At 72.1% G+C, this 24,558-nt stretch carries 25 protein-coding genes; 15 read left to right on the forward strand and 10 right to left on the reverse strand.

The window, feature by feature from the left end; all coding sequences use genetic code 11:
- Window positions 1-6: 6 nt before the first annotated feature.
- Genes ABD785_RS12895 through ABD785_RS12930 form a run of 8 tightly spaced genes read left to right on the forward strand, consistent with a single transcriptional unit; the run spans window position 7 to window position 6,299 of the window.
- Entirely contained in the window at window positions 7-996 is a 990-nt protein-coding gene (locus tag ABD785_RS12895) for an NrtA/SsuA/CpmA family ABC transporter substrate-binding protein (RefSeq protein ID WP_344826754.1), read from the forward strand.
- A complete protein-coding gene (locus tag ABD785_RS12900) occupies window positions 993-1,838 on the forward strand; it encodes an ABC transporter permease (RefSeq protein WP_344826756.1) in 846 nt (281 codons plus the stop codon). The genes ABD785_RS12895 and ABD785_RS12900 overlap by 4 nt, the downstream gene beginning before the upstream one ends.
- Window positions 1,835-2,527, forward strand: a complete 693-nt coding sequence (locus ABD785_RS12905; protein WP_344826759.1) for an ABC transporter ATP-binding protein — start codon at window positions 1,835-1,837, stop codon at window positions 2,525-2,527. The genes ABD785_RS12900 and ABD785_RS12905 overlap by 4 nt, the downstream gene beginning before the upstream one ends.
- Complete coding sequence (locus ABD785_RS12910; protein WP_344826764.1) at window positions 2,524-3,036, forward strand: hypothetical protein; 513 nt, start codon at window positions 2,524-2,526, stop codon at window positions 3,034-3,036. Before ABD785_RS12905 ends, ABD785_RS12910 begins: the two co-directional genes overlap by 4 nt.
- 9 nt (window positions 3,037-3,045) lie before the next feature.
- Window positions 3,046-3,705 (forward strand): LLM class flavin-dependent oxidoreductase, encoded by a 660-nt coding sequence (locus ABD785_RS12915; RefSeq protein WP_344826767.1) that lies wholly within the window; start codon window positions 3,046-3,048, stop codon window positions 3,703-3,705.
- Window positions 3,695-4,789, forward strand: a complete 1,095-nt coding sequence (locus ABD785_RS12920) for an LLM class flavin-dependent oxidoreductase (protein ID WP_344826771.1) — start codon at window positions 3,695-3,697, stop codon at window positions 4,787-4,789. The genes ABD785_RS12915 and ABD785_RS12920 overlap by 11 nt, the downstream gene beginning before the upstream one ends.
- A gap of 1 nt (window position 4,790) precedes the next feature.
- On the forward strand, window positions 4,791-5,696 hold the full coding sequence (locus ABD785_RS12925) for an ABC transporter substrate-binding protein (protein ID WP_344826776.1): 906 nt from the start codon (window positions 4,791-4,793) through the stop codon (window positions 5,694-5,696).
- 33 nt (window positions 5,697-5,729) lie between these two features.
- On the forward strand, window positions 5,730-6,299 hold the full coding sequence (locus tag ABD785_RS12930; RefSeq protein ID WP_344826779.1) for a GMC oxidoreductase: 570 nt from the start codon (window positions 5,730-5,732) through the stop codon (window positions 6,297-6,299).
- Here ABD785_RS12930 and ABD785_RS12935 read toward each other — a convergent pair.
- Window positions 6,281-7,174 carry an NmrA family NAD(P)-binding protein gene (locus ABD785_RS12935; protein WP_344826783.1) on the reverse strand — a complete coding sequence of 298 codons (894 nt, stop codon included), beginning with the start codon at window positions 7,172-7,174 and terminating at the stop codon, window positions 6,281-6,283. The genes ABD785_RS12930 and ABD785_RS12935 overlap by 19 nt on opposite strands.
- A gap of 62 nt (window positions 7,175-7,236) precedes the next feature.
- On the opposite strand from ABD785_RS12935, the gene ABD785_RS12940 reads away from it, so the two are divergent.
- Window positions 7,237-7,821: a TetR/AcrR family transcriptional regulator gene (locus ABD785_RS12940; RefSeq protein ID WP_344826787.1), complete on the forward strand. Its 585-nt coding sequence runs from the start codon at window positions 7,237-7,239 to the stop codon at window positions 7,819-7,821.
- A 14-nt stretch (window positions 7,822-7,835) separates the two neighbouring features.
- Here ABD785_RS12940 and ABD785_RS12945 read toward each other — a convergent pair whose 3' ends face one another.
- Window positions 7,836-9,092 carry a Gfo/Idh/MocA family protein gene (locus ABD785_RS12945; RefSeq protein WP_344826790.1) on the reverse strand — a complete coding sequence of 419 codons (1,257 nt, stop codon included), beginning with the start codon at window positions 9,090-9,092 and terminating at the stop codon, window positions 7,836-7,838.
- 73 nt (window positions 9,093-9,165) lie between these two features.
- On the opposite strand from ABD785_RS12945, the gene ABD785_RS12950 reads away from it, so the two are divergent.
- Window positions 9,166-10,308: an ROK family transcriptional regulator gene (locus tag ABD785_RS12950; RefSeq protein WP_344826793.1), complete on the forward strand. Its 1,143-nt coding sequence runs from the start codon at window positions 9,166-9,168 to the stop codon at window positions 10,306-10,308.
- Here ABD785_RS12950 and ABD785_RS12955 read toward each other — a convergent pair.
- From ABD785_RS12955 to ABD785_RS12970, 4 genes are all read right to left on the reverse strand, one after another.
- Window positions 10,277-11,515 carry a VCBS repeat-containing protein gene (locus tag ABD785_RS12955; protein WP_344826798.1) on the reverse strand — a complete coding sequence of 413 codons (1,239 nt, stop codon included), beginning with the start codon at window positions 11,513-11,515 and terminating at the stop codon, window positions 10,277-10,279. The genes ABD785_RS12950 and ABD785_RS12955 overlap by 32 nt on opposite strands.
- 87 nt (window positions 11,516-11,602) lie before the next feature.
- Window positions 11,603-12,925, reverse strand: a complete 1,323-nt coding sequence (locus tag ABD785_RS12960; protein ID WP_344826802.1) for an ABC transporter substrate-binding protein — start codon at window positions 12,923-12,925, stop codon at window positions 11,603-11,605.
- Window positions 12,926-12,933: 8 nt separating this feature from the next.
- Complete coding sequence (locus tag ABD785_RS12965; RefSeq protein ID WP_344826805.1) at window positions 12,934-13,809, reverse strand: carbohydrate ABC transporter permease; 876 nt, start codon at window positions 13,807-13,809, stop codon at window positions 12,934-12,936.
- Window positions 13,806-14,726, reverse strand: coding sequence for a carbohydrate ABC transporter permease (locus ABD785_RS12970; protein WP_344826808.1), 921 nt, complete (start codon window positions 14,724-14,726; stop codon window positions 13,806-13,808). Before ABD785_RS12970 ends, ABD785_RS12965 begins: the two co-directional genes overlap by 4 nt.
- A 121-nt stretch (window positions 14,727-14,847) precedes the next feature.
- Here ABD785_RS12970 and ABD785_RS12975 point away from each other — a divergent pair, with 121 nt between their 5' ends.
- Together ABD785_RS12975 and melA are read left to right on the forward strand one after the other, a co-directional pair.
- The gene (locus tag ABD785_RS12975; protein ID WP_344826814.1) at window positions 14,848-15,765 is read left to right on the forward strand and encodes a carbohydrate kinase family protein; all 918 of its coding nucleotides are present in this window, start codon (window positions 14,848-14,850) and stop codon (window positions 15,763-15,765) included.
- A complete protein-coding gene (melA, locus tag ABD785_RS12980) occupies window positions 15,762-17,051 on the forward strand; it encodes an alpha-glucosidase/alpha-galactosidase (protein WP_344826817.1) in 1,290 nt (429 codons plus the stop codon). The genes ABD785_RS12975 and melA overlap by 4 nt, the downstream gene beginning before the upstream one ends.
- Here melA and ABD785_RS12985 read toward each other — a convergent pair whose 3' ends face one another.
- Both ABD785_RS12985 and ABD785_RS12990 read right to left on the reverse strand, forming a co-directional pair.
- Complete coding sequence (locus ABD785_RS12985; RefSeq protein ID WP_344826821.1) at window positions 17,052-17,831, reverse strand: DeoR/GlpR family DNA-binding transcription regulator; 780 nt, start codon at window positions 17,829-17,831, stop codon at window positions 17,052-17,054.
- Between the two features lie 8 nt (window positions 17,832-17,839).
- Window positions 17,840-19,147, reverse strand: a complete 1,308-nt coding sequence (locus ABD785_RS12990) for a family 4 glycosyl hydrolase (RefSeq protein WP_344826825.1) — start codon at window positions 19,145-19,147, stop codon at window positions 17,840-17,842.
- A gap of 150 nt (window positions 19,148-19,297) precedes the next feature.
- Here ABD785_RS12990 and ABD785_RS12995 point away from each other — a divergent pair, with 150 nt between their 5' ends.
- Genes ABD785_RS12995 through ABD785_RS13005 form a run of 3 tightly spaced genes read left to right on the forward strand, consistent with a single transcriptional unit; the run spans window position 19,298 to window position 23,003 of the window.
- Window positions 19,298-20,815, forward strand: a complete 1,518-nt coding sequence (locus ABD785_RS12995; RefSeq protein ID WP_344826828.1) for a long-chain-fatty-acid--CoA ligase — start codon at window positions 19,298-19,300, stop codon at window positions 20,813-20,815.
- Between the two features lie 49 nt (window positions 20,816-20,864).
- Window positions 20,865-21,953, forward strand: a complete 1,089-nt coding sequence (locus ABD785_RS13000) for an NAD(P)-dependent alcohol dehydrogenase (protein WP_344826831.1) — start codon at window positions 20,865-20,867, stop codon at window positions 21,951-21,953.
- A 21-nt stretch (window positions 21,954-21,974) separates the two neighbouring features.
- A complete protein-coding gene (locus tag ABD785_RS13005) occupies window positions 21,975-23,003 on the forward strand; it encodes a DUF2293 domain-containing protein (protein WP_344826835.1) in 1,029 nt (342 codons plus the stop codon).
- Here the strand turns inward: ABD785_RS13005 and ABD785_RS13010 are convergent.
- Both ABD785_RS13010 and ABD785_RS13015 read right to left on the reverse strand, forming a co-directional pair.
- Window positions 22,996-23,352, reverse strand: coding sequence for an effector-associated constant component EACC1 (locus tag ABD785_RS13010; protein WP_344826839.1), 357 nt, complete (start codon window positions 23,350-23,352; stop codon window positions 22,996-22,998). The genes ABD785_RS13005 and ABD785_RS13010 overlap by 8 nt on opposite strands.
- Before the next feature lie 115 nt (window positions 23,353-23,467).
- Window positions 23,468-24,496 (reverse strand): AI-2E family transporter, encoded by a 1,029-nt coding sequence (locus tag ABD785_RS13015; RefSeq protein WP_344826843.1) that lies wholly within the window; start codon window positions 24,494-24,496, stop codon window positions 23,468-23,470.
- Window positions 24,497-24,558: the final 62 nt, after the last annotated feature.

A 24,558-nucleotide genomic window follows, 5' to 3' on the forward strand; every position in this document is an offset into this window, starting at 1 on the left:
TCCCCGATGCGTGTTCGCGCAGTCCTGCCCCTCGTGCTGGCCCTGACCCTGCCCTTCACCGCCGCGTGCGGCTCCTCCGGGGACGAGGCCGGCGCCTCCGGGACGGTCGTCGTCCGGATCCCCGACCCCGGCAACGACGGCTACCTCGCGGCCGCCAAGAAGGACGGCAGCTTCGACGCGGCCCTCAAGAAGGTGCACGCCAGGGTCCAGTGGGCGGGCGACTTCCCGACCTTCGCCCCCGCCGCCCAGGCGATCAACTCGGGCTCGCTCGACCTCGCCATCGGCTCGATCACCTCGGCGATCGCCGCGCTGTCCGTCAAGCCCAGCTTCAAGATCTTCGCAGTCATCCCGCCGGACCGGGCGGGCGAGGGGATCATCGTCAAGAACGGCTCGCCGATCAAGAGCGTCGCCGACCTCGCCGGGCGCAGCGTCGCCGTCGGCAAGGGCGGCAGCAGCGAGTACCTGCTGCTCAAGGCGCTGGAGACCTTCAACGTCCCGGTCGACAAGGTCAAGCGCGTCTACCTGCCGCCGGGCGAGACCGCGGCCGTGTTCGGCTCGGGCAAGGTCGACGCCTGGGCGACGTTCTCGACCTTCCTCGCCCCGGCCGTCACGGGCCTCGACGCCCGGATCCTCGTCGACGGCGGCCAGATCAAGTCCGACAACTACGCGCTCTGGGTGGCCTCGAACAAGGTCCTCGACGCCCACCCCGACGTCGTGAAGGCCGTCTTCGGCTTCCTCAAGGAGGGCTCGGCCAAGGAGATCGCCGACCCGGCCGCCTACCAGAACGTCTTCACCTCGACCGGCCCGCAGGCCGCGTCCGGCGCCCTGAAGGACAAGCTGGTCGCGATCCGCGAGCAGGGCGAACCGGTCAAGAACGTCGAGCAGGCCGACGTCACCCGCTTCGACTCGGTGGCGAAGTTCTTCCTCGACCAGAAGGTCATCACCGCCCCGCTCGAGGTCGCCCAGTACACGGTCGACGTCTCGGCCGCGTCATGACGGCCGTCCTCAGGGGCACCGGCCGGCCGGCCCCGGAGCTGGTCGCCCCGCGGGCCGCCCGGTCGTCAGGGCCGCGCCGCCGCTGGGCGGGCCCGGTCCTGCGGACGCTCGGCCCGCTGGCCCTGATCGGGCTCTGGCAGCTCGCCGTCGTCTCCGGGGTGCTCACGCCCGACGTGCTGACCGGCCCCGGCACCGTGCTGCGGACGGGCCGCGACCTGTGGGCCGACGGCCAGCTCCAGGAGGCGCTGCGGGTGTCGCTGACCCGCGCGGCGATCGGGCTGGCGCTCGGCGCGTCGGCGGGCCTGGTCATCGGCACCGTCGCGGGCCTCACCCGGCTCGGTGAGGAACTGATCGACTCCTCCATGCAGATGCTGCGGGCGATCCCGTTCCTGTCACTGGTGCCGCTGTTCATCGTCTGGTTCGGCATCGAGGAGATCTCCAAGATCATCCTCATCACGGTGGCGTGCACGTTCCCGATGTACATCAACGTCTACAGCGGGGTCCGCAACACCGACCGGAAGGTCGTCGAGGCGGCCAGGACCTTCGGGCTCTCGCCGTTCCAGATCGTCCGGCAGGTGGTCCTGCCGGGCGCGCTGCCGTCGATCTTCGCCGGGCTGCGGCTGGCGTCCACGCTGAGCGTGATCGCGCTGATCGCGGCCGAGGAGCTGAACGTCACCTCGGGGCTCGGCTACCTGATGAACCAGGCCAAGGACTACCTGCGCACCGACGTCCTGGCCGTCTGCGTGCTGCTGTACTCGCTGGTCGGTCTGCTCGCCGACCTCGTGCTCAGGCTCGCCGAGCGCCTGGTCATGCCGTGGCGGAAGGCGGTGGCGGTCCGATGAGCCTCGCCGTCGACGTCACCGGGCTGCGGAAGGTGTACGGCGAGCGGGCCGTGCTCGACGGGGTGGACCTCCAGGTCCGTCGCGGGGAGTTCACGGCGCTGCTGGGCGCCTCGGGCACCGGCAAGACGACCCTGCTGCGGATCCTCGCCGGGATCGAGGGCTCCGACGCCGGATCGGTGCTCGTCCCGCGGACCAGGACCGTGGTCTTCCAGGAGCCGCGGCTGGTGCCGTCCAAGCGGGTGGTGGACAACGTCGTGCTCGGCCAGGGCCGCGGGGCGCGGCCGACCGGGCTGGCCGCCCTCGCCGAGGTCGGCCTGGAGGACCACGCCCTGGCCTGGCCCGCGACGCTCTCTGGCGGCGAGGCGCAGCGCGTCGCGCTGGCCCGCGCCCTCGTCCGCGAACCCGACCTGCTGCTGCTCGACGAGCCGTTCGCCGCGCTCGACGCCCTGACCCGGCTGACGATGCAGGCGCTCATCGGCGATCTGGTCGTCAAGCACCGGCCGGCCGTCGTCCTGGTCACCCATGACGTCGAGGAGGCCATCGCCCTCGCCGACCGGGTCCTGGTCCTGCGCGGCGGGGAGTTCGTCACCGACGTCCGGGTCGAGCTCGACCGGCCGCGCGACCGCGGCACCGCGGACTTCGCGGAGCTGCGGCGCTCCCTCCTCGCCGACCTGGGGGTCACGGTATGAGCAGGGCCAAGGAGATCGCCCGGCGGTGGATCGACGTCGCGGGGGCGGAGGTGACCGGTCTCGCCGACGAGCTGTGGGGGTACGCCGAGCCGTCGCTGCGCGAGTGGAGATCGGCCCGCGCCACCGCCGCCCTCCTGCGCTCCCACGGGTTCGAGATCGCGTGGGGCACGGGCGGCTTCCCCTCGGCGTTCACCGCGACGCTCGGTTCCGGCGGCCCGGCGGCGACCGCGTCGGCTGGATCGGCCATCGGCCACGCGGGCGCCCTGTCGGCCGCGCGTTACCTGGCGGCCACCGCGCTCGACCTGATCGAGCGGCCGGAGACGCTGGCCGCGATCAAGGAGGAGTTCGCGGAGCGGTCCGCCGCCGAACCCTGGCGGACCCTGCTGCCCGACGAGGCGCTGGCACCGCTCCACCCGCCGCCACCGGAGTTCCTCGCCGCCACCGGCCAGGACTGGAACCCCCGCACCCGACCGCCGCTGATCTCCGCCGAACCGCTCGGCGAGGTCTGAGAGGACCCCATGACGGAGATCCATCTGACCCTGCCCGCCCGCGGGCCGTTCGACCTGCTGGAACGGGTCGCGCGCGGCGCCGACCTGTCCGGTCTCGACGGCCTGTATGCGCCGTCCGACCCCGGCGGGCTGGACAGCCTGGTCGTGGCCGCGGGGGCGCTGCGCGCCACCCGGTACACCCTGACCGCCGCCGCGTTCTCACCCCGCGTCTCCACCCCGGTCTACGCCGCGAAGTTCTCCGCCTCCCTCCAGCGGTTCTCCGGCGGCCGGTTCGGCTGGCACCTGGCGGGCGCCGCCCCCGACGTCACCGCGGAGTTCCTGACCGTCGCCAAGGGCGTCTGGACCGCTCCGGACTTCAGCTTCGAGGGCCGTCACTTCTCGGTCCTCAAGGGCGGGCTAGGGCCCGTCCTCGCCGCCGGGCCCTTTCCGCGGGTCTACCTGTCGGGGACCTCGCCCGCCGAGCTGGAGCTGTCGGCCCGCCATGCCGACGTCCACGTGTTCGACCCGGCCGACGACATCGAGGCCCTGCTCCCGGCCGGGGTGACCGCGGCTCTGCGGGTCACGGCGGAAGAACTCGGCGACCATCTCGGCCGCGCCGGGATCTACCTCGTCACGAGCGGGGAGCCGCTGCGCGACGCCTACCGGATCGGAGAATCCCGTGTCGGCTGACCTCTACTGGCGCGTCCACATGGAGGGCGACCAGTCCTCGCTCCGCAGCCGTGCGCACGTCCGCGGCGGTTTCGAGCCGGGCGGCATCGCTCCGGGCGTCCGCGGCGGCCGTCCCGACGGGTTCACCCACCTCGACTACATCGGCGAGGTCGCCAGGACGACCGAGGCGGCGGGCTTCACCGGGGCGCTGCTGCCGTCCTTCCCGCACACCGACGACCCGTGGGCCGCCGCGGCCTCCCTCGCCCGGGAGACCAGCACCTACCGGTTCATGATCGCTTTTCAGCCGGGCTTCCTGCATCCCGTCCAGGCCGCCCGGATGGCCGCCTCGCTCCAGCTCGCGACCGGCGGCCGGGTCGTCTTCAACATCATCTCCGGCGGGGGAGGCCCGGCCCAGCTCTGGTGGGGCGACAAGGTCGACCATGACGACCGCTACGCCCGCACCTCGGAGTTCCTCGACGTCCTCAAGGGCGTGTGGGCCGGCGGCTTCACCCACCATGGGCGCTTCTACCAGGTCGAGGACGAGAGCCTCCCCGAGCTTCTCGCGGGCCGGCCGCTGCCGGAGATCTTCTTCTCCGGCTCCTCGCCCGCCGCGATCGCCGCCGCCGGACGCCACGCCGACTACTACCTGTCCTGGCTGGAGCCGTTCGACGCCCTCGCGGAGAAGTTCGACCAGGTCCGTGCGCACAGCGAGACCCCGCCGCGCTTCGGCGTCCGTGTCGACGTCCTGGCCCGCGAGACGGAGGAGGAGGCTTGGGAGGAGATCCGGCAGGGCTGGGCGAACCGTCCGTCCCCGGCGGGCCGTGAGGGCGGCGATTCCATCGGCGTCGCCCGTTCCGCGGCCTTCCTGGCCGACGCGGGCGACGGGTTCCGCGCCCGCGAGGTCGCCCCGAACGTGTGGGGCGGCTTCAGCGAGCTCCGCGACGGCCCCGCGTTCGGTCTCGTCGGCTCCTACGCCCAGGTCGCGGCCCGTCTCGACGAGCTGATCGCCCTCGGCGCCGACGCCCTCATCCTCGCGGGCGTCCCGCATCTCGAAGAGGCGCAGCGCGTCGGCGCCCACGTCCTCCCGCTCCTGAAAGGCATCTGACATGACGACCCGTGTGGGGTTCTTCCCGCAGAACAACTCGCTCTGGGTGCTCCGGCACCGCGGCATCCTGGAACGCTCCCTGCCCGACGTCGCCTGGGTGAACCTGCGCGACCTCGAGTCCGGGGAACGCGTCGACCCGAGGCTCGGCCTGCCGTCGCTGCACGGCGACCACCTCTTCGACGGCGGGTACGACTTCATCGGCACCGGGGCCACTCCGCCCATCACCGCGCAGGGCAAGGGCCACGACATCGTCTACGTCGCGATCTCCGAGCCCCGCCACGAGAACGGCCGTCTCGTGACCCTCCGGGGGAACGGCATCACCTCGCCCGGCGACCTGCGCGGCAGGAGGGTCGGCCTCGGCCACGGCTCCTGGCAGACGACCCTGGTGCTGCTCGCGCTGGAGAAGGCCGGGCTGACCTGGAAGGACATCGAGCCGGTCGACGTCTACGACGACGCGGCCCGCCGCTTCCTCGACGGAGAGTTCGACGTCTGGGTCGGCTCCTACCCCTATCTCCGTGAGGTCGAGGCCGAGGCGGAGCTTCACGACCTCGTCGCCACCGAGACCCTGTTCACCCACCGGTCCCTCTGGTTCACCGGCAGGGAGTGGGCGGCCGCGCACCCCGGCGAGCTGAGGGCGATCGTCGAGGCGCTCCAGGAGGCCGACCGCTGGACCGAGGCCCATCCGCGCGAGGCCGCGGAACTGTTCCCCGGGCAGACGGCCGAGGCGTGGGAGCACGCCCTCGTCACCCGTCCCTGGGGGCTGCATCCCGTCAGCGCGGAGTTCGTGGCCGAGCAGCAGCGCGCCGCCGACCTCTACTTCGCCAGCGGCCTCATCGACCGCGAGATCCGCGTCGCCGACGCGGTCGTCCCGGAGATCAACGACATCGTGCAGCAGAGCCGGAACTAGCGAAGGCGGGCCGTTCCATGTCCAGGTACGACTATGTGGTGGTCGGCGGCGCGACGAGGAGTTCTGCGCCCCCGATCTGGGGACCTGCTCGGCACCGGGCCCCAGGACGACGGCCGCGACGGCTATCTGCTCTCCCCGGTGGTCCTTCAGCCGCAGAGCCGCGGCACCGTCCGGCTGGTCTCAGCCGACCCGGACGATCCGCCCCTGGTCGATCCGGCCCATCTCACCGAGCCGGAGGACCTCGCCGTGCTGGTCCACGGGCTGCGCGCCGCGCTGTGGATCTCCGAGCAGGACGCGCTCCGGTCCCGTACCGCGGATCGCTCGCCGGCGCCCGACTCCACCGACGCCGAGCTGGCCAGGCACGTCCGGGCCACCGCCGAGACGCTCGCGCATCCCGCCGGGACCGCCAGATCCGGCGCGCCGGACGACCCGGACGCCGTCCTCGACGAGCGGCTGCGCGTCCGTGGCGTCACCGGGCTCCGGGTCGCCGACCCCTCCGCCGCCCCGGTGGTCACCCGGGGCCACCCCGCGCCCCCGGCCGTCGTCATCGCCGAACGCGCCGCCGACCTGATCCTCGCCGACCTCTACTGGCCTCCGGACTGAGCCCGTGCGGCGAGGAACCCGGCCCGCAGCGCCTCCGTCTCGTCGGCCAGGAAGTGCTCGAAGGAACGGGCGGCACGGCCGGTCAGGTCCTCGACCGCCGGGGTGGTGGCCGCCAGCGAACCGGCGGCCACCTGCTCGGACAGCACGCGGAGGTCGTCGGCGAAGGACTCCGGCAGGCCCTGCTCCCGGAGGGCGGCGGCGAGCTCCGCGGGGGTGAGGTCCACCAGGCCGACCGGCTCGCCGAGGGCCGAGGACAGGGCCCGGGCGATCTCGGCGCCGGTGAGCCCCTGCGGTCCGGTGAGGACATGGGTGCCGACGCCGTCGCCGGTCAGCAGCGCGGCGCCGCAGGCCGCGATGTCCCGGCAGTCGATGTAGGAGACCCGGGCGTCGCCGTAGGCGTTGACGAGCCCGCCGCCCGCGGTGAAGGCCCCGGCGCCGGTGACGAAGTTCTGCATGAAGCCGCTGGGCTGGAGGATCGCCCAGGCCGGGCCGGCGGCCTTCAGGTACTCCTCGATCTCCCAGTGGGCGCCCTCGGCCAGCCGCCCGCCCGGCCTGGCGTTCCAGACCGACACCTTCACCACCTTCGACACCCCGGCCTTGACGGCCGCGTCGACGGCCGTCTTCTGCTGCCGGACCATCGGCTGCTCGCCGGGCACGGGAACCGCCCCTCCGGCGTTGAGGAACAGCCGGTCGGCCCCCTCCATGGCGCGGGCGACGGAGCCGGGGTCGTCGAAATCGCCGACGACGAAGGCGCAGCCGAGCGCCCTGCCCTTCGCCTCGTCCCTGACCATCGCCCGGAACGGGACGCCCGCCCGCCGGAGGTCCCGCACCAGGAAGCCGCCGATGGAGCCCGTCGCCCCGGTCACCAGAATCATCACGATCTCCCGTCCGTTAAACTGAGGCATCCTCGAGAACAGTAACTCGAGGATGCCTCGACTTGGAAGGGATCATGCCGATGAGCCCGGCCCGCCGTCCCCGCGCCGACGCCCTGCGCAACCGCGAGAAGATCCTCGCCGAGGCCGACGCGGTCTTCGCCGAGCAGGGCGTCGAGGCGTCACTGGAGCTGGTCGCGCGCAGGGCCGGGGTGGCGATCGGCACCCTCTACGGCCACTTCCCGACCCGCCGCTCGCTGGTCGGGGCGCTGGTGCGCGAGCGCAACGAGGAGATCTTCGGTCTCGGCGACGAGCTGCTGGCGGGGCCGCCGGAGGAGGGGCCGGCCCGCTGGATCCGCGCGGTCGCCGAGCACTCGGCCCGCTACGGCGGGCTCGCGGCGATGCTGGCCGGAGGCCTGGACGACGAGGCCTCCGAGCTCCACGACTCGTGCGTGCGCATGGCAGGGTACGGCGACGGCCTGATCGCCAGGGCCAGGGAGGCGGGAGTCCTCCGCTCCGACGTCACCGGCGAGGACGTCCTCGCCCTCACCAGCGCGGCCGCCTGGACCCGCGAGCAGAGCGGCCCGGACCGTTCCGACCGGCTCATCCGCTTCACCCTGGCGGGATTCCGGCCGGACGCGCAGGAGTGAGCGCGGGCGGCCGGTCAGACCGCGTCGAGCCGGACGACCGTGCCGGTGGTCCTGGCGTGCTCGGCGGCCCACACCACGCGATGGGTGGCGAGGCTGGTCGCGGCGTCGCTGGACAGCAGCGAGGGATCACCGGAGGCGACGGCCGCGAGGAAGGCCTCGGTGAGTGCCTCATCGCCGCCGCCATGGCCGTCGGCGGCCGAGGGGCCCGCCTCGGTGGCCGTGTCGACGACCTCCTCGGCGCCGGTCCGGAAGTCGGTGACGCGCAGCGTCCGGCCGTCGCCCTCGACGCAGCCGTGCGTGCCGAACAGCCGGGTCTTGCGATGCTCCATCGGGGTAAAGGCGGTCATCGTGAACGAGCAGGTGGCGCCGTCCGCGAACTCCATGCTGACGACCTGGTGGTCGAAGACGTCGTTGTCGCAGGCGTAGACGCAGCGGCCGTAGGGGCCGGTGCGCAGCGCCGCCAGCACGTCGTCCTCGGTGCGTCCGGCGGTGACGGCGCCGAGCGGCCAGAAGTGCCGCTCGGGATCGGACAGGCAGCCGAGGTACAGGCGCTTGGCGGAGTAGGGGCAGGAGGGCTCGAGCGGGCAGTCCAGGCAGCGGTCGGCGGCTCCCTCCGGGCGCTGCGACGGCGTGAAATGGGCCAGCCCGCCGAACGAGCTGACCCGGACGGGCGGCCGCCCGAACAGGTGGATCAGCCAGTCGATGTCATGGCAGGACTTGGTGAGCAGCATCGGCGCGGAGGTCTCCCGGCTGTTCCAGTTGCCGCGCACGAACGAGTGGGCCTGGTGCCACCAGCCGACCGGCTCCAGGTGCTGGACGCTCACCAGCCGCCCGATCCGCCCTTCGTCCAGCAGCCGCTTCAGGGCACGGGTGTAGACGGTGTACCGCAGCACGTGACAGACCGCGAGGATGATGCCGTTGCGCTCGGCGGCCTCCGCGATCGGGGCGGCCTCGGCGTCGCTGGTCGCCATCGGCTTCTCCAGCAGGAGGTGGTAGCCCTGATCGGCCAGCCGCACCGCGGGTTCGAGGTGCATCCGGTCCTGCGTCGCGATGATCGCCGCGTCGGCGAGCCGTCCCGCACCGGCCAGCTCGGCCCAGCCGGTGAAGACCCGCTCGGGCGGGAGCCCGAACTCGGCGGCGGCGCTCTCGCGCCGGTGCCGGTCGGGCTCGGCCACCGCCACGACCCGCCCGGCGCCGGAGGCGACCGCGTGCCGTGCGTAGGTCTGGCCGCGCAGTCCGGCGCCGACGACGGCCAGGCTCACCCGGGACATGGGATCCTTCCGGTTAGTTACACTGGACTCCATCATTATTAGGCACGGCGACGCGGAATCTCAAGGGAGACCGGTGACCGAAGATCTGGCCGGGGGCGACCTCTCCACGCTCCGGCACCTCAACGGCCTGGCGGTCATCGGGGTGCTGCGCGGGGGACCGGCGCTCACGCTGACCGAGCTGTCCAGGCGCACAGGACTGTCCCGGGCCTCGACCGAGGACGTGGTCCGCGAGCTGCGCGAACGCGGCTGGGTCGGCGAGGCGGAGCCGACCGCGGGGAGCGTGGGGCGTCCCGCCCGCCGCTACCGTTTCAGGGCCGACGCGGGCCGGGTCCTGGGCGTCGACGTCGGCGGTCACAAGATCCTCGCCCAGGTCGCCGACCTCGACGGCGCCGTGCTGCACACCCGCCGGGTCGCGGTCGGTCCCGGGCTGGGGCGCCGGGAGCGGCTGGCCGCCGTGGACGACGCCGTGAACGGGGTCCTGGCCGCCGCGGGCCGCGCACCTTCCACGATCTGGGCCTCGGGCGTGGCGACCACGGGCCTGGTCGACGGCGCGGGCCGGGTGACGCTCTCCGAGGCGCTGCCGGAATGGACCGGAGTGGACCTCGCGGCCCATCTGGGCCGCCTGGTCGAGGGCCCCGTCCTGGTCGAGAACGACTGCAGGCTGGCCGCGCTCGCCGAGTCCTGGACGGGCGTCGCACGCGATGCCGAGGACGTGGTGTTCCTCCTGGCGGGCCTGCGCACCGGCACCGGGCTGATCATCGGAGGCAGGCTCCACCGGGGCTTCGCCAACGCCGCGGGGGAGATCGGGGCGCTGCCCGCGGCGGGCTGGTCACGCGCCCGAAACCATCTGAAGGCCTGGACGGCCCCCGGAGCCGTCGCGGACGTCTTCGCCGCGGCGCGCTCGGGGGACCGTGAGGCGGCCGAGGCCGTCGATCGCTATGTACGTGATCTCGCGGTGGGAGCGTCGGCGCTGGTCCTGACCCTTGACCCGGAACTGGTCGTGATCGGCGGCGGGTTCTCCCGCTCGGCCGACCTGATCGTCGAACCGCTCCGGCGCGAGCTGGACCGCTGGTGCCTGCGCACGCCGGAGATCAGGGTCTCGGCGTTCGGCGACGAGGGGGTCGCCCTCGGCGCCGTCCGCCTGGCCCTCGGCCACGTCGAGTCGGCCCTGAACCGCAGGCCCCCTAGGGGAGCAGCAGCGGCCCGGGCGAGGTGAGGTTCCGGAGGCCCTTCGTGGTGATCCGGCCCTTGCGGTTGGCGAAGACGTAGAGCCTTCTGTTGCTGTTGACGACCAGTTCGGGACGGCGGTCGCCGCTGAGGTCGACCAGCGCGAGCGCCCTGCCGAAGCCGTCGCCGTCGGCGGGGGAGCCGGGCACGCCCCTGGTCGCCTTGGTGAGGACCTGGACGCTCCTGGTCCGCAGCCCCTTCCTGCCGCCGAACACGATGAGGACCATGCCGGAGTGCTTCCCGCGGACGCTCTCCTCGTGGTCGCTGACGACGAGGTCGGCGTAGCCGTCGCCGTTGACGTCACCGGCGGCCAGGGCGGAGCCGAACACGCCGCCCGCCGCGCCGGGAACGCCCGGCGTCCCCTGGTCGAAGCCCGTCGGCGCGGCGAGCCCGCCACGGTGGGAGAGCAGGACCTGGATCCTGGAGCCGCCGTCGGTTCCGCCGGCGAAGTCGTCGCGCCCGTCGCCGTTGAAATCGGCCGACCGGCCGTTCCAGGCGTTCTTCAGCCGGAGCGGCACGGGCGCGGACAGCCCCTTCCGCGTGCCCCTGAGCAGGAAGGACGCCCCGTCGTTGATCGAGCCGCGCAGGGCGATGAGGTCGTCCCTGCCGTCGCCGTCGAAGTCGCCTGCGGTGCCGCTGTAGAGGCCGTCCGCGGAGAGCTTCACGTCCTTCCACGCCCTGCCGCCGTTGGCGAAGACGCGGAAGCCGGTCCGGGAGGGCGCGACGAGGTCGGGCCTGCGGTCGCCGGAGAAGTCCCCGACGAGGAGCTGCGGGTAGCCGTCCGGGGGCAGCGCCCGCTTCACCGCGCGGGGGCCGAGGCCCTTCCTCGACCCGTAGAGGATCGCGAGGCCGGTGGAGCCGTCGCTGATCGCCAGGTCGGCGTAGCCGTCCCGGTCCAGGTCGGCGGCGGCCAGCGCCGTGCCGAACCCCCGTCCGAGCTTCAGCCGCTTCAGCCCCTTGCTGTCGCGCGTGATGCGCTGCGTCCGCTTTCCGTACAGCACGGTCACCAGGCCGGGAGCGGCGGACTCCTCCGACAGGTCCTCGATCGGGGCGCCGACGACCAGGTCGCTGCGGCCGTCGCCGTTGAAGTCGTAGGGCTTCGCCGGACGCGGTGCGGCGGAGGCGGATCCGGGGAGGGCGGGGACGGTGACGGCGGCGGCCAGGGCCGCCGCCGTGAGGACGGTTCTTCTGCGCATGGACGACCTGCGATCTGCGGCGGGGAATGGGTGCAGTCTTAGACGTCCGGTATGTGAGATTTGTTCGGAGGGGCCGCGCCTCCGGGATCAGTTGGCGGCGAACAGGTCGTTGACCTCCTTGTTGGCCGCGGTCAACGCGGTCCGCGGGTCCTTCTGCCCCAGCCACACCGATTCCATGGCGGTCGCCACGATCTGGTTGATCTCGTCGCCGTAGTCGCTCACCGGAAGCAGGAAGGTGCCGTCCTTGGCGTCGGCCTCGTCGACGAACAGCTTCACGTCGCGGCCGGCCTTGGTGTGGGCGGCGAGCGCGCGGTCGGTGGCGGTGGTGATGGCCGGGAAGACGACGGCCTTGTCGGCGACGATGTTCTGGCAGCCGGTCGAGCCGAGGAACTTCACCCACTTCCAGGCGGCGTCCTTGTGCTTCGTCCCGGCGTAGATGACGTCGGCGAGCCCGTTGAAGGCCGACTTGCGGCCCTGCGGCCCGGTCGGGAGCGGGGCGAAGGCGTACTTCTGCTTCTCCGAGCCGAGATAGGTATTGATCATCCAGGAGCCGGTGATGCCGAGGGCGCCCTTGCCCGAGTCGAGGACGGCGTCGATGCCGAGGGTGCTGGTCTTGTCGTAGGGGGCGGCGTAGCCCTTGTCCATCAGGGACTTGAACCAGGCGACGGTCTCCAGCAGCCGCGGATCGTCGTAGTAGTACTTCGTGCCGAACGGGTTCTTGTCGATGTAGGACCAGCCGTTGGAGACCGCCAGGTCGCCCCAGCCGTTCTGGCCCTGCGAGCCGTCGTTGAGCTCCGGCACGATCCCGTAGGTCGCGATCCTGCTCTTGTCGAACCCGGGCTCGTCGCCGCGCTTGCCGTTCTTGTCGACGGTGAGCCTGGCCAGGGCCTTCTCGAACGTCCCTCCGTCGGCCGGGTTCCAGGTGAGGTCCGACAGATCGACCCCGGCCTTCCGGGCGAGCGCGGTGTTGTAGACGACCGCGATGGTGTCCCAGTCCTTGGGGAGGCCGTAGCGCTCGCCGTCCTTGACCCATGACTCGGCCAGCCCCGGACGGTACTGGGCCAGGTCGATCTTGTCGGCGTCAACCATCGGCTGGATGTCCAGCAGCTGGTCGTTCTTCACGAACTGCGGATAGTAGGAGGCCTGCATCGTGATGACGTCCGGTGCGCCGCCGGAGACCATCTGGGTCGTCAGGTTCTGCCAGTAGGTGTCCCAGGCCGCCTGCTGGATCTTGATGGTGACGCCGGGGTTGGCCGCGGTGAAGGCGTCGGCGCAGGCCTGGTAGGCGGGCTGCTGCACGTCGTCCCAGAGCCCGTAGGTGAGGGTGACCGAGCCGCTGTCGTCGGAGGCGTTCCCGCCGCACGCGGCGGCCAGCAGCACCGCGGCCACCGCCAAGATGGTCTTCTTCACTGAACTGCCTATCCCTTCAGGCCGGAGAACTGGATCGAGTCGACGAGGCGGCGGCCGAAGAAGACCACCAGGAGCAGGACGGGGATGACGGCGAGCACCGAGCCGGCCATGAGGCCGGTCCAGTCGGGCGCCGTGTTGGGGGACTGCTTGAGGAAGATGCCGAGCGCCGCGGTCAGCACCCGGGTGTTCTCGCCGGGGGCCACGAGCAGCGGCCACAGGTAGTCGTTCCAGGTCCAGACCGCGGTGGTCAGGGCCAGGGTGGACAGCGGGCCCTTCGACATCGGCAGCACGACCCGCCAGAAGATCGACCATCGGCTCGCGCCGTCGATGAGGGCGGCGTCCTCGACGTCGCGCGGGATGCCGAGGAAGAACTGGCGCAGGAAGAACACCGCGAACGGCGTCATCAGCAGGTTGGGGGCGGCCAGGCCCTGGAAGGAGTTCAGCCAGCCCAGCTCCTTGACCAGCACGAAGTTCGGCAGCAGGGTGAAGATCGGCGGGATCATCAGGGCGCCGACGAACAAGCCGAACAGGGCGTCCCTGCCGCGGAAGCGCAGCCGGGCGAAGGCGTATCCGGCCATCGCGCAGACCAGGGTCTGCACGACGGTGACGAGCCCGGTGTAGACGACGGAGTTGCGCAGGTAGAGCAGGAAGTCGAGCTTGGCGCCCGAACCGCCCGCGGCCCGCGCGTCCTCCTGGCTCACCAGGCCGAGGACCCGCTTGAAGTTGATCGCCGTCGGGTGCTTCGGGAGCAGGCCCGCGCTGTCGGTGGGCAGGTCGGCGGCCGGGGTGATGGCCGTGCGGAACATCCAGTACAGCGGGAACAGGGACAGGACGAGGGCCAGGACCAGGCAGGCCCAGGACAGGGCGCGGCCGGCGGCCCTCATGCGAGGTCCGAGGTGCTGGCGCGCAGCAGGCGCATCTGGAGGAAGGTGAGGGAGCCGAGGATGACGACCAGGCTGAGCGCGAGGGCCGAGGCGTAGCCCATCTTGAAGTGGGTGAAGGCCTCCTCGTAGATGTAGTAGTAGACCACCCGGGTGGCGTTGACGGGCCGTCCCTGGGTGGTGACGGCGACGACGTCGAAGAGCTGGAAGGAGTCGATCAGCGACACGACCATGACGAACGCGAGGATCGGCCGCATCAGAGGCAGGGTGATGCGCAGGAAGGTCCGCAGCTCCCCGGAGCCGTCGATGGCCGCGGCCTCGTAGGTCGTCCTGGGGATCAGGAGCATCCCGGCGTAGAGCAGCAGGGCGGTGTAGCCCGTCCCGCTCCAGGCGCTGATGACCCCGACGGTCGGCAACGCGAGGTCGGGCGAGGTGAGGAAGCCCTGGTTGTCGAGTCCGGCGCCGGTCAGCAGGTGGTTGACGAACCCGAGGTTGGCGTCCAGGAGCCACATCCACAGCAGCCCGGTCGTGACGTTCGGGACCAGCCACGGGACGACCACGAGCGAGCGCAGCACCAGGGAGCGCGTCAGCCGGTGCAGCAGGGTGGCCAGCAGCAGCCCGCCGCCGATCTGGATGCCGATGTTGATGACGACGAACGCGGCGGTCACCTTGAGCGAGTTCCAGAAGAGCGGGTCGTGGACGAGCTCCCGGTAGTTGTCCAGGCCGACGTACTCGGGGTCGGAGAGCAGGTTCCAGTCGGTGAGGGAGAACCAGGCGCCGCGCACCGCCGGGTAGACGTAGAAGATTCCGAAGCCGATGAGGGCGGGGGCCAGGAACGCGAGGGCCGTGCGGCCGTCGCCGCTCCCGCGTGCCCTGGCTCGCCCCACCCGTGCGGCGGGGCGGTTGAGTAGCGCCGTCACCTGACCTCCTTGGGGGTTGTTGGGGGTAAATCTGGAGGGCTTTCGAAAGCTTGTCAAGGCTTATGGGAATGCGGAATCGAAAGTATTGACAAGTTAACGAAGGTCCTGACACCTTCCCGACATGGCTTCGAAAGACTTCGACCTCCTCGTCGTCGGGGACGTCAATCCGGACGTGATCGTCTCGGGGGCGCCCCGTTCCCCCGCCTTCGGGCAGCGAGAGACGCTGGTCGACACGGGAGAGCTGACGCTCGGCGGCTCCGGCGCCATCACCGCCTGCGGGGCCGCCAGGCTCGGGCTCCGTACGGCCTTCGCCGGCCGGGTCGGGGCCGACGCCGCCGGGACCTTCGTGCTCGACGCCTTGGCCCGCGCGGGGGTCGACGTCTCCGCCTGCGTCGTGGACCGGACCGCGCCGACGGCGCTGACCGTCGTGCTCGTCGACGGCGACGACCGGGCGATCCTGACCGCGGCGGGCGTCCTCGACCGGCTGGAGCCCGCCGATGTCCCCTCCGCCCTGCTGGAGCGGGCCGCCCATGTCCATGTGGCGTCCTTCTTCCTCCAGCCGCGCCTGGCCGCGGGGCTGCCCGGCCTGCTCGCGGCGGCGCGGCGGGCGGGCGCGACCACCTCGCTCGACACCAACGACGATCCGTCCGGCCGATGGGAGGGGCTCGACAGGGTCCTGCCCGAGCTGGACGTGCTGCTCCCCAACGAGCGCGAGGCCCTGGCGATCGCCGGATCCGCCGACCTCGAAGCGGCGCTCCACGCGATCGCCGCGCGGGGTCCGCTGCCGGTCGTGAAGTGCGGGGGCGAGGGGGCGCTGACCCTCGCAGGCGGGGCGCCGCTGCGCGTTCCCGCCGCTCCGGTCGTCCCCGTCGACACCGTCGGCGCGGGGGACGGGTTCAACGCCGGATTCCTGGCCGCCCTGCGCCGCGGCCTGCCATTGGAGCAGTGCCTGGAGACCGCGGTCGCCTGCGGTTCGCTGTCCACCCGCGCCGCCGGGGGCACCGCGGCACAGCCGACCTGGGAGGAAGTCGCCCGATGAACGGACCGAAGATCGTCTTTGTGGGAGCGGGAAGCGTCGTCTTCACGCAGGGCCTGCTCAGCGACCTGCTGGGCCATGAGGAGCTGAAACACGCCCGGATCTCGCTGCACGACATCGACCCCGAGCGGCTGGAGGTCGCCTCCGCCGTGGCCCACCGGATCGCCGCCGCCCGCGGCGCCGCCCCCGTGATCACCGCGACGCTCGACCGGCGCGAGGCCCTGGACGGCGCCGACTTCGTGATCAACATGATCCAGGTCGGCGGCCACAAGGCGACCGTCACGGACTTCGAGATCCCCGCCCGTTACGGCCTGCGCCAGACCATCGCCGACACGATCGGCGTCGGCGGGGTCTTCCGCGCCCTGCGCACCTTCCCCGTCCTGGACGCCCTGGCCGCCGACATGAACGCCGTCTGCCCCGACGCCCTGCTGCTCAACTACACCAACCCCATGGCGATGAACGTCTGGTACCTCAGCGGCAAGGTCCGCAACGTCGTCGGCCTGTGCCACTCGGTCTACTGGACGATGCACGACCTCGCCGCCCTGGTCGGCGTCCCCTACGAGGAGGTGTCCTACGTCGCGGGCGGGGTCAACCACCAGGCGTGGGTGCTGCGCTTCGAGCGCGGCGGCGAGAACCTGTACGACCGCCTGGACGCTCTCGTCGACCGCGATCCCGAGCTGCGCCGCAGGGTCAGGATCGAGATGTACCGCAGGCTCGGCCGCTATCCGACCGAGACCAGCGAGCACTCGGCGGAGTACCTGCCCTGGATGCTCCGCCACGACGGAGAGATCGACCGGCTGCGCATCCCGGTGGGGGAGTACGTGCGGGTCAGCGAGGAGAACACCCGCGAGTACGAGCGGACCCGCGCGGCCGTCCGGGGCGGGATCGAGCTGGAGCTCGCGGGGACGGACGAGTACGCCCCGCAGATCATTCACAGCATCGTGACCGGCACCCCGCGCGTGGTCTACGGCAACGTCGTCAACGACGGGCTGATCTCCAACCTCCCGGCGGGCTGCGTGGTCGAGGTGCCGTGCGCGGTCGACGCCACCGGGGTGATGCCCACCCGGATCGGCGCGCTGCCGCCGCAGCTCGCGGCCCTCAACCGGGCGTACGTGAGCGTCAACGAGCTGACGGTCCGGGCGGCGCTCGAGGGGCGTCCCGACTATGTCCGGCACGCCATGATGGTCGACCCGAACACCTCCGCCAGCCTGTCCCTCGACGCGATCTGGCGGCTGTGCGACGACCTCACCGCCGCCCACGGAGATCTGCTGCCCGAGGCGCTGCGCTGATCAGGAGGCGATCCGGATCTCCAGCCCGCGGTCCCGCAGGACGGCGAGGAGGTCCGGATCGGCCGACTCCCCGGTGATCAGCAGGTCGATCTCGCTCAGCGCGCAGATCGGCGCCATCTCGATCGCCCCGAGCTTGGCGGAGTCCGCGACGACCACCCGGCGGGTCGCCGCCCGCAGCATCCGCTGCTTCATCTCGGCGTCCGGCAGGTTGACGTTGGTGATCCCCGCCTCGGGGTGGACGCCGCCGCAGCCGAGGAAGACCGTGCTGGCCCTGATCCCTTCGAGGATCTTCCCGCCGAGGGGATCGACCAGGGAGTGCTGGGCCCGGCGCAGGCTCCCGCCCGTCACGATCACCGAGAAGCGGGGGAGCGCGGGCTCCAGCTCCAGCGCCGTCCGCAGGCCGTTCGTGAACACCGTGATCTCGGTCAGCTCGGTGCGGGCGACCAGCTCGCGCGCCACATGGGCGGTCGTGGTGCCCGCCCCCATGAGCACGCTCTCGCCCGAGGTCACCAGCCGGGCGGCGGTCTTGGCGATGAGCGCCTTCTCCACCGCCGCGGTGCCGAGGGACAGCTCGAACGACGGCTCCGCCGACGGGGTCGGGACGGCCGCCATCGCGCCGCCGCGCACCCGCCTGACCCTGCCCTGCTCCTCCAGCACGTCCAGGTCGCCGCGGACCGTCACGGTCGAGACCCCGAAGACCTCGGCGAGCTCCGCCACCCGGGCGAACTCCTGCTCGGTCAGCAGGGTCAGCATCCGCTCGCGCCGCACTTCGGTCGGCACCGCCTCGCTCATCGGGCGCCCCGGCGGATGCCCTCGGGGATGAGGTCACCGTGGGCGTCGATCAGCTCGTCGCACAGGGACTCGATGGCGGGCAGCGGCAGCGTGGCGGCGGTGTTGGGGTCGACCATCGCCGAGTGGTAGACGTGCCTGCGGTCGCCGGTGAGGACCGCCGCGACCGTCAGCTCGACGACGTTCAGGAAGGCCCGGTTGAGCGCCACGAGCTGGACGGGCAGCTCCCCGACGGCCTGAGGCCTGATCCCCCCGGCGTCGACGAGGGCGGGCACCTCGACACAGGCGTCCTGCGGGAGGTTGCCGATGAGGCCCGCGTTGCGGACGTTCACGTAGACCTCCTTCGGCCGCCCGGTGAGCACCGCCAGCATCGCCGCGGCGGCCGGCTCCTGGTGCTGCCACCGCATCAGCAGCGGCCGCCCGGCCGACAGCGCCCGGCGGGTCTCCTCGTAGACGTGCAGGTTCTTGCCCGCCCGCCGCAGGTACTCCTCGACCGGGACGCCCAGCCGCGAGGTCTCCCCGGTGTGCCGCATGAACCACGGGACGTACTCGGCGGAGTGCTCGCTGGACTGGGTCGGGAAGTAGCCGAACCGCCGGTACATCTCCACCCTGACGTGCCGTCCGAGCTCGGGATCGGCGTCGAGGGCCAGGTCGAGCTCGGGGTAGAGGGACCGCCCGCCGGAGGAGAACTCCAGCACGAACGACTGGTGGTTGAGCCCGGCGCTGACGAAGTCGACCTCGTCGAGCCCGCGGTCGACCAGGTCGGCGAGATGGGCGTGGGTGTCGCAGACCGCGTGGCAGACCCCGGCGAACCGGTCGAACCCGGTCGCCTGCTGGATCGCGTAACCGGCCATGGTCATCGGATCGCTGGTGTTGAGCAGCCAGGCCTCGGGACACAGCTCGGCCATCTCCAGGCCGAGCTCGACGAAGACCGGGAGAGTGCGCAGCCCGCGGAAGATCCCGCCGATCCCGATCGTGTCGCCGATGGTCTGACGCAGGCCGTACCGGTGCGGGATCTCGAAGTCGCGCAGGGTCGCGTCGAAGCCGCCGACGTCCAGATGGCTGACCACGAACTCGGCCCCGGCCAGGGCCCGGCGCCGCTCGGGCACCGCGACGATCTCCGCCCGCGAGCCCGCCTCGGCGTCCAGGGACCGCACCAGGGCCTCGGCCGTGGCGAGCTGGCCGGCGTCGGAGTCGTTCAGGACGATCTCCAGGCCGCCCCGAAGGTCCTCGCTGAGCAGCAGGTCGGAGACGATTCCGCGCAGGAGCTGCACATCGCCCACCCCGACAAAGACGATCTTCCGCATTCCGCACCTCCCGCCCGGCGCCTCGCCCGTCCGCGAAGATTACTTCACGGCGTGGAGGCGCGCATACGAACGGAGGCCGGGCGGAGTGCGGGCGCCCAGACCTGCGGCGGGACCGTTGCCAGCGGTCCCTGGGGCGCCTAGGTTGCGGCAATGAGCTTCAACCTGGCGACGATGCTGCGCGAATCCCGGCTGGCCGAGCCGGACAAGCCCCTCTGCCACGTCAACGAGCTGACCTTCACCTACGCCCAGGTCGACGAGATCTCGGGCAGGGTGGCGACCAGCCTGGCGGGCCTGGGGCTGGAACGCGGCGACCGGGTGGCGATCCAGCTGCCCAACCTGCCCCAGTTCCTGTTCCTGTACTTCGCGATCCTCAAGGCCGGGCTGGTCGCGGTGCCGATCAACCCGCTGCTCAAGGCGCAGGAGATCGGCTACCACCTGCGGGACTCGGGCGCGCGGCTGCTCGTCACCTTCGAGCTGTTCGCCGAGGAGGCCGCCCGGGGCGCGGCGGACGTGCCGGTCTTCGTGGTCAACCTGCCGGGCGGCGACGTCCGGCCGGAGGGCACCCGGCACTTCGACGAGCTGTACTTCGCCGAGGACACCGGCGAGATCGCCGCGACGGCCGCCGACGACGTCGCGGTCCTGCTCTACACCAGCGGGACGACCGGGGCTCCCAAGGGCGCCGAGCTCACCCACTTCCAGCTCTACATGAACTGCACGGTCGGCGGCGAGCTGTTCGGCTTCCGCGAGGACGACATCGGCCTGGCGGTCCTGCCGCTGTTCCACGTCTTCGGCCTGTCGTCGGTGCTGAACGTCGCGGTCCGCTACACCGGGACGATCGTCCTGGTGCCGCGCTTCGAGGTGGGACCCGTCCTGGACGCCATCGAGCGGCACGGCTGCACGATCTTCTCCGGCGTCCCGACGATGTACTTCGCCCTGCTCAGGGCCGATCGGGCCGGCCGTGACCTGGGTTCGCTGCGCGTCGGGGTCTCGGGCGGCGCCTCGATCCCCGAAGAGATCATCAGGGAGTTCGAGGAGGAGTTCCCCGGCGTCGTGATCCTCGAGGGGTACGGCCTGTCGGAGACGGCCAGCACGGCGACGTTCAACATCAGCGCCGAGCAGCGCAAGGTCGGCTCCGTCGGCAAGGCGATCTGGGGCGTCCAGGTCGCGGTCGTCGACGAGAAGGGCGCGTCCCTGCCGCCCGGCCCCGACCATGTCGGCGAGATCGTGATCAAGGGCCACAACGTGCTCAAGGGCTACCACGACCGCCCGGAGGCGAGCGCCGCGGCGCTGCGTGGCGGCTGGTTCCACACCGGTGACCTGGGCTACCTGGACGAGGACGGCTACCTGTTCATCGTCGACCGGATCAAGGACCTCATCATCAGGGGCGGCTACAACGTCTACCCGCGCGAGGTCGAGGAGGTCCTGTTCGCGCACCCGTCGATCGCCGAGGCAGCCGTGATCGGCAAGGCCGACGAGCGCCTGGGTGAGGAGATCGTCGCCTGCGTCGTCCTGCACCCGGGCACCGACTCCGCGACCGCGGCCGAGGAGATCACCACCTACTGCGCCGAGCGTCTCGCCTCCTACAAGCGCCCCCGCGAGATCAGGATCATGGACGCCCTCCCCATCAGCCCCACCGGCAAGATCCTCAAACGCGAACTCCGCTCCTGACCGTGCGGCGCGGTTGACCGAATCTCGTTCGGTTTCATAGGTTGGCGTCGTGCGAATCGAAGCCGCGGTGCTGCGTGCCGCCGACGCCCCCTACTCCGTCGAGGCCGTGGATCTGGCCGAGCCGGGCCCGGGTGAGGTGCTCGTGCGGATCGCGGGGACCGGGATGTGCCATACGGACCTGCTCGGCCGGGCGCCGGGCGACCGGATCGCCAAGCCGGTGATCCTCGGTCATGAGGGGTCGGGCGTGATCGAGGCGGTCGGCCCCGGGGTGGTCTCCCTGCGGGCGGGGCAGCACGTGGTGCTGTCCTTCGACTCGTGCGGGGGCTGCGCCGAGTGCCGGGGTTCGCGTCCCACGGCCTGCTCGCGGATGACGGCGCTGAACATGCGCGGCACCCCCGCCGACGGCGTGGTCCGCGCCCGTGACGAGCGGGGGACGGCGGTGAACAACCGCTGGTTCGGGCAGTCGTCGTTCGCGACCCACGCCCTGGCCACCGTCGCGAACACGGTGCCGGTGGCCGATGACCTGCCCCTGGAGCTGCTCGGGCCGCTCGGCTGCGGGGTGCAGACCGGTGCGGGCGCCATGCTGATCTCGCTGGGCGTCGGCGTGGGGGACAGCGTGGCGATCTTCGGGGCGGGCGCGGTCGGCCTGGCGGCGGTGATGGCGGCGAAGGCCGCAGGGGCGACGACGATCGTGGCCGTCGACCTCAACGAGGCCAGGCGCGACCTGGCCCTGGAGCTCGGGGCGACCCACGCGCTCGACGGGGCCGACCCGGACCTGACCCGGCGGATCCGCCGGCTGGGCGGCGAGGGCGTCCGCTGCTCCTTCGACACCACCGCCGTCCCGGCGATCGTGGCCGCCGCCGTGGGCTGCCTGCGCGCGGGCGGCGTCTGCGGGCTGGCCGGGGTCGGGTCGGCGGAGTACCGGCTGGACCCGATGGTGCTGCTCGGCAGGACCGTCAAGGGGATCATCGTCGGCGACGCCGTTCCGCAGGTGTTCGTCCCCCGGCTGATCGAGCTGTGGCGGCTCGGCAGGTTCCCCTTCGACCGCCTGATCAGGACCTATCCGCTGACGTCGGTCAACGAGGCCGAGGCCGACGCCGTCGAGGGGAAGGTCGTGAAGCCCGTCCTGATCCCGTGACGGCTCCACCACAATGGGGGCATGGGCGGAAGGCTTCGGGGACGGGTGGAGGGCGCGGCGGAGGCCGCGGTGGCGCGGCAGAAGTACGTGGCGCCGCTGGACGTGCTGGTCGCGATCGGCTGGGTGACGGCCAGGGTCGTCGAGGACTGGCGGCAGGGACGGCTGAAGACGCTGGCCGAACGCGTCGGCGCGCCGCCCGAGCGCCGCGCCGAGATGCTGGAGATCCTGCGTGCCTGGGCCGGGGCCCAGGGCCTGGCCGCCGAGACCTCGGAGTACGTCGCGGCCACCCGCGACCGCCGTGAGCTGGTCTTCGCCGTCCCCGACGACCCGGCCTACCGGGTCCACTGGGTGCGCGCCGACCTGACCGAGGCCCAGCGGGCCCGGGTGACGGCCAAGCAGAACAAGGTCCCCGACCTGATGGTCCTGCTCGGCCCCGGAACCTGCGCCGAGTGCGGGGAGAGCGGTGACCACTTCATGGCCGACGACCTCGGAACCCTCTGCCTGACCTGCGTCGACCTCGACCATCTGGTGTTCCTGCCCGCGGGCGACGCCGCGCTGACCCGCCGCGCGAAGAAGGAGAGCACGCTGTCGGCGGTCGTGGCCGTGTGGAACAAGCGCCGCAGGCGGTACGAGCGCCGGGGCCTGCTCGTCGAGGAGGCGGGGCTGGCGGCCGCGGAGGAGCAGTGCTTCGCCGACGAGGATCTGAGGATGCGGCGCAGGGAGCGCGACCGCGAGCGCAGGGCGGGTCAGGACGTCGAGTTCCAGGCGCGGATGGCCGCCGAGATCGGCCGGCTGTTCCCGCGCTGCCCGGCCGGGCGGGCAGCGCGGATCGCCGAGCACACGGCCCTGCGCGGCAGCGGCAGGGTCGGCCGGTCCGCGGCGGGCCGCGCCCTGGACGAGCGCGCCGTGACGGCCGCCGTCGTCGCCTCGGTCCGGCACGAGGACACCGACTACGACGCCCTGCTCATGGCCGGGGTGCCCCGGCCGGTCTGCCGGGAGCGGATCAGGCCCAGGGTCGACCAGGTGCTGGCGGCCTGGCGTCTCAGCTGAGCTCGTCGAAGCCGGATCTGCGCAGCAGCCAGGTCGTGAACTCGTGTTTCCGCACCGGGTCCGCCAGCTCGATCGTGTCGCCGTCGATCGTCACGGTGACCAGGGTGCCGGGACGCCCGGCCAGCCACGCCCGGACGGCCTCGGCGAGGGCCGTCGCCGGCCGCGGCTCGAACAGGGGGACCAGGAGGGCCGCCGTCGCCATCGAGGGGGTGCCGGGCGGCATCAGCGAGACGAAGTCGGCGGGCAGACCCCGTTCCGAGAGAGCCCTGCGCAGCAGCCGGGTCAGTTCGTCCTTGCGAAAGAGATCGGCATCGCCATCGGTCACCTCGATCACAGCAATTCGCGCCATTTCCCCCACATCCACCCGTCATCTTTCTCCGTGTCAAGATCTGGGACGCCGCAGCTCAGCGTTCAGATCACCGGCAGGGTGTCTCGATTGGGAAACGCTCGGTGAGCGGTGGAATTCAGTCCGCGGAAAGGAGTGGGCCGACCCACGCCTTCTCCGGATCGTGGTCGAGAAGGAGCGTCCGGGCCAGCAGGGTGAGCGGCACGGCCAGGATCGCCCCGACCGGTCCGAGGACGAAGGTCCACACCGCGAGGGACACCATGGTGATCGTCACCGAGAGCCCGGCGGCGTCGCCGACGAACTTGGGCTGGATCAGCGACTGGATGACGAAGTTCAGCACGCAGTAGACGGCGATGACCCAGGCCATCGTCTCGGGGCCCGAGTCGAGCAGCGCCAGCAGGGCGGGCGGCACCAGGCCGATGACGAAGCCGACATTGGGGATGTAGTTGGTGATGAAGGCCAGCAGCCCCCACAGGACAGGGAGCGGAACGTCCAGGACGGCCAGGGCGATGGTGTCGAGGACGGCCACGATCAGCCCGAAGACGGTGCTGACCAGCAGGTAGCGATAGGTGTCCGTCGAGTAGCGGCGCAGCGCCGTGACGAGGCGGGGCCGCGGCCCCTCCAGCCGGTTCAGGGCGCGGTGCAGCCCCACGGCGTCGATGCTCATCGCGTACAGCAGGACCACGATCAGCAGCCCCGCCGACAGCGCTCCCAGCAGCCCGGTGAGGAAGTCCTGCAGCAGGGAGGCGAGCCGCGACGGGTCGAGGCCCGACAAGGCCGCCGTCGCCTGGGCCTGGCCGACCCCCCGGGCGGTCAGGAACTCCGACGCCCGCCGGGTCAGCTCGGCGAAGTCGTCCTGGTACTCCGGAAGCACGGTGGCCAGCCGCGCCACCGAGAAGGCCAGTGCCCCCGCGGTCGCGCCGAGCCCGGCCAGCACGGCCAGCAGGGGCAGCAGGGCGCTCGCCCAGCCCGGGGCGCCGCGCCGGATGAGGGCGACGCGCAGCGGGGTCGCCGCCACGGTCAGCACGAGCGCCAGGAAGAAGGGCCCCGAGATCGAGGACACCGACCGCAGCCCGCCCAGGCAGACCACCGCCGCCGCCCCGCCGACCAGCAACAGCAGCCCGTCCGAGATCCGGCCCCTCACCATGCGCTCCCCCTCCGGGGATGATCTACCCCCGGCCCCGCCGATCACACTGAGTGATCGTTTCG

It is taken from the genome of Actinocorallia longicatena (assembly GCF_039534125.1).
Classification (GTDB): Bacteria; Actinomycetota; Actinomycetes; order Streptosporangiales; family Streptosporangiaceae; genus Actinocorallia; species Actinocorallia longicatena.